The organism is Streptomyces tricolor (genome assembly GCF_002155905.1).
GTDB lineage: Bacteria > Actinomycetota > Actinomycetes > Streptomycetales > Streptomycetaceae > Streptomyces > Streptomyces tricolor.
Genome location: NZ_MUMF01000579.1, coordinates 1 through 3,341, shown reverse-complemented (window position 1 = coordinate 3,341; position 3,341 = coordinate 1). Strand labels below are relative to the sequence as shown.

At 75.8% G+C, this 3,341-nt stretch carries 1 protein-coding gene; it reads left to right on the top strand.

Features of this window, described 5'->3' with window-relative positions; all coding sequences use genetic code 11:
* Window positions 1-12: 12 nt before the first annotated feature.
* On the top strand, window positions 13-3,341 hold a 3,329-nt coding region (locus tag CCN44_RS34085), incomplete at its 3' end, for a type I polyketide synthase (protein ID WP_143650152.1).

Here is a 3,341-nt window from a genome sequence, read left to right as displayed (position 1 = left end):
GACGAGGAGGCCGTGCTGGCCGAGGCGGCCCGCTGGTCGGACCGTCGTACCAAGCGGCTGTCGGTCAGCCATGCCTTCCACTCGCATCTGATGGAGCCGGTTCTGGAGGACTTCCGGCAGGTGCTGGAGTCCGTCTCCTTCCATGCGCCGAGGCTGGTGTTCGTCTCGACGGTGACCGGCACCCCGGTGGGTGACGAGCTGTGTGATCCGGAGTACTGGCTGCGCAATGTCCGGCAGACGGTCCGGTTCGCCGATGCCGTGGTGGCGGCGGAGGCCGGTGTCTTCGTGGAGCTGGCGCCGGACGCGGTGCTGTCGGGCCCGGTCGCGGAGTCCGCCGGCGAGGCGGTGTGCGTCCCGGCACAGCGGGCGGGTGAGCCCGCCGCGCATGCCGTCGTGAACGCGCTCGGTGTGCTGCACGCGCAGGGTGTCGAGGTGGCGTGGGACCGGTTCTTCGCCGGTACGGCAGCCCGTCGCGTGGACCTGCCGACCTACGCCTTCCAACGCGAACGCTTCTGGCTGGACGCCTCCGCGCCGCAGACCCGGGGTGCCTCGGACGACGCCTTCTGGGCCGCCGTCCGGAGCGGTGACCTCGCCGAACTGCTGGGTGTGGCGGAGGACGCCGGGCTGGACGCCGTCCTGCCCTCCCTCGCGTCCTGGCACGACAAGGAGCGTGTCGACGCGGTCGTGGACGGGTGGCGGCACAAGGTCCGCTGGACCCCGCTCCCCGAGGCCGGCGGCGCGGTGCTGACCGGCGGCTGGCTGCTGGTCGCCCCGGAGGGCGAGCAGGGGCTCGTCGCCGACGTCACCACCGCGCTGCGCGAACACGGCGCCGAGGTCACCTCCCTCGCACTGCCCGAGGGCACCGACCGGGAGACGACCGCCGAACTGCTCCGCGGCATCGACGGCACCGGTGTCACCGGAGTGCTGTCCCTGCTCGCGCCGGCGGCCCGCCCGGTGCAGGCCACTGTCACCCTCGTCCAGGCGCTCGGTGACGCCGGGATCACCGTTCCGCTGTGGTGCGCCACCTCGGAGTCCGTCGCGGTCGCCGCCACGGACACCATCCCCGAGTCCGCCGTCGCCGCGGCCGGCCTCTGGGGGCTGGGCCGCGTCGTCCGCCTGGAGGCCCCCGACCGCTGGGGCGGGCTCGTCGACCTGCCCGGCGCACTGGACGAGCAGGCGCGCCGCCGGCTCGCCGCCGTGCTGGCCGGCGCCGAGGACGAGTGCGCGGTGCGCGCGAACGGCACCTTCGCGGCCCGTCTCGTACGCGCCGCCGACGCGCCCCGCCGCGCATGGCGGCCCCGGGGCACGGTCCTGGTGACGGGCGGCACCGGCGCGCTCGGCGCGCAGGTCGCCCAGCGGCTCGCGGAGCGCGGGGCGCGGCACCTGCTGCTGGTCAGCAGGCGGGGCCCGGCGGCCGACGGCGCCGCCGAACTGGTCAGCGCCATCGAGGCGACGGGCGCCACGGCGACCGTCGCCGCCTGCGACGTCGCCGACCCGGAAGCCGTCGCGGCCCTGCTGGCGCGGGTCCCCGCCGACGCTCCGCTGTCCGCCGTCGTCCACACGGCGGGCGTCCTCTCCGACGCCCCGCTGGACACGCTCACCCCGGCACAGCTCACCGCCGTACTCCGGGCCAAGGCCGATGCCGCCCTCGTCCTGCACACCGCGACGGCCGGGCTCGACCTGGACGCGTTCGTGCTGTTCTCCTCGCTCGCGGGCACCCTCGGCAACCCCGGACAGGCCGCCTACGCCGCCGCCAACGCCGTCCTCGACACGCTCGCCGCGCACCGCCGGACCCTCGGACTGCCCGGCACCGCCGTCGCCTGGGGCCCCTGGGCCGGCGGTGGCATGCTCGACGCGGCCGTCGCGGAGCGGTTGCGCCGCGCCGGTGTCACCCCGCTCGACCCCGGTCACGCCCTGGTCGCCCTGGAGCGTGCCGTGGCCGCCGCCGACGCGCACAGCGTCGTCGCCGACGCCGACTGGACCGGCCTGACCGCCGGCTCCATGCTGGCCGAACTGTCCGGCGCGGCCCCCGTCGAGGCGCCCACGGCGCTCACCGGCCCCGACCGAGAGCGCGCCGCCCTGGACCTCGTCCGGTCCTGCGCCGCCGCCGTCCTCGGCCGCACCGGCGCGGCGGACGTCGAACCCGACACCGCCTTCCGCGAACTGGGCTTCGACTCCATGGCCGCCGTGCAGCTGCGCAACCGCCTCAGCGCCGCCACCGGAGTCGCGCTCCCCGCGACCGCCGTGTTCGACCACCCCAGCGCCCGCGCACTCGCCGCCCACCTGCTCGCCCTGGCGACCGGCGAGGACGCCGACACGACCGGCGCGACCGCGCTCCCGGGTACGGCCGTCCGCGCGGACGAGCCGATCGCGATCGTCGGCATGTCCTGCCGCTTCCCCGGCGACGTGGCCTCGCCCGAGGACCTGTGGCGGCTGCTCGCCGACGGCGTGGACGCCGTCGGACCCATCCCGGCGGACCGCCAGTGGGGACCCACCGACGCCTACGCCGAAGGCGGATTCCTGCGCGGGGCGGGGGAGTTCGACGCGGACTTCTTCGGGATCTCGCCGCGCGAGGCGCTGGTCATGGACCCGCAGCAGCGGCTCGCCCTGGAGACCGGCTGGGAGGCCTTCGAACGCGCGGGCATCAACCCGCACACGGTCCGCGGCACCTCCGTCGGTGTCTTCCTCGGCACCAACGGCCAGGACTACGCGGCCCTCCTCGCCGGCGCCACCGAGGCCCACGCGGGACACATCGGCACCGGCAACTCCGCCAGCGTGCTGTCCGGCCGCATCGCCTACGTCCTCGGCCTGGAGGGCCCCGCGGTCACCGTCGACACCGCCTGCTCCTCCTCCCTGGTGGCCCTGCACTGGGCGATCCAGGCGCTGCGCAGCGGCGAGTGCTCGATGGCCCTGGCCGGCGGTGTCACCGTCATGGCCACCCCGGGAGCGTTCGACGAGTTCTCGCGCCAGCGCGGTCTCGCCGCGGACGGGCGTTGCAAGTCCTTCGCCGCCTCCGCCGACGGGACCGGCTGGGGCGAGGGTGTCGGCATGCTGCTCGTGGAGCGGCTGTCGGACGCGCGCAGGAACGGGCACCGGGTCCTGGCCGTGGTGCGTGGCTCCGCGGTGAACCAGGACGGTGCGTCGAACGGTCTGACGGCGCCGAACGGTCCGTCGCAGCAGCGGGTGATCCGTCAGGCCCTTGCGGGTGCGGGTATTTCGGCCGCTGATGTGGATGCGGTGGAGGCGCATGGTACGGGGACGCGGCTGGGTGACCCGATCGAGGCGCAGGCGCTGCTGGCCACCTACGGGCAGGGCCGCGAACAGCCCCTGCTGCTGGGTTC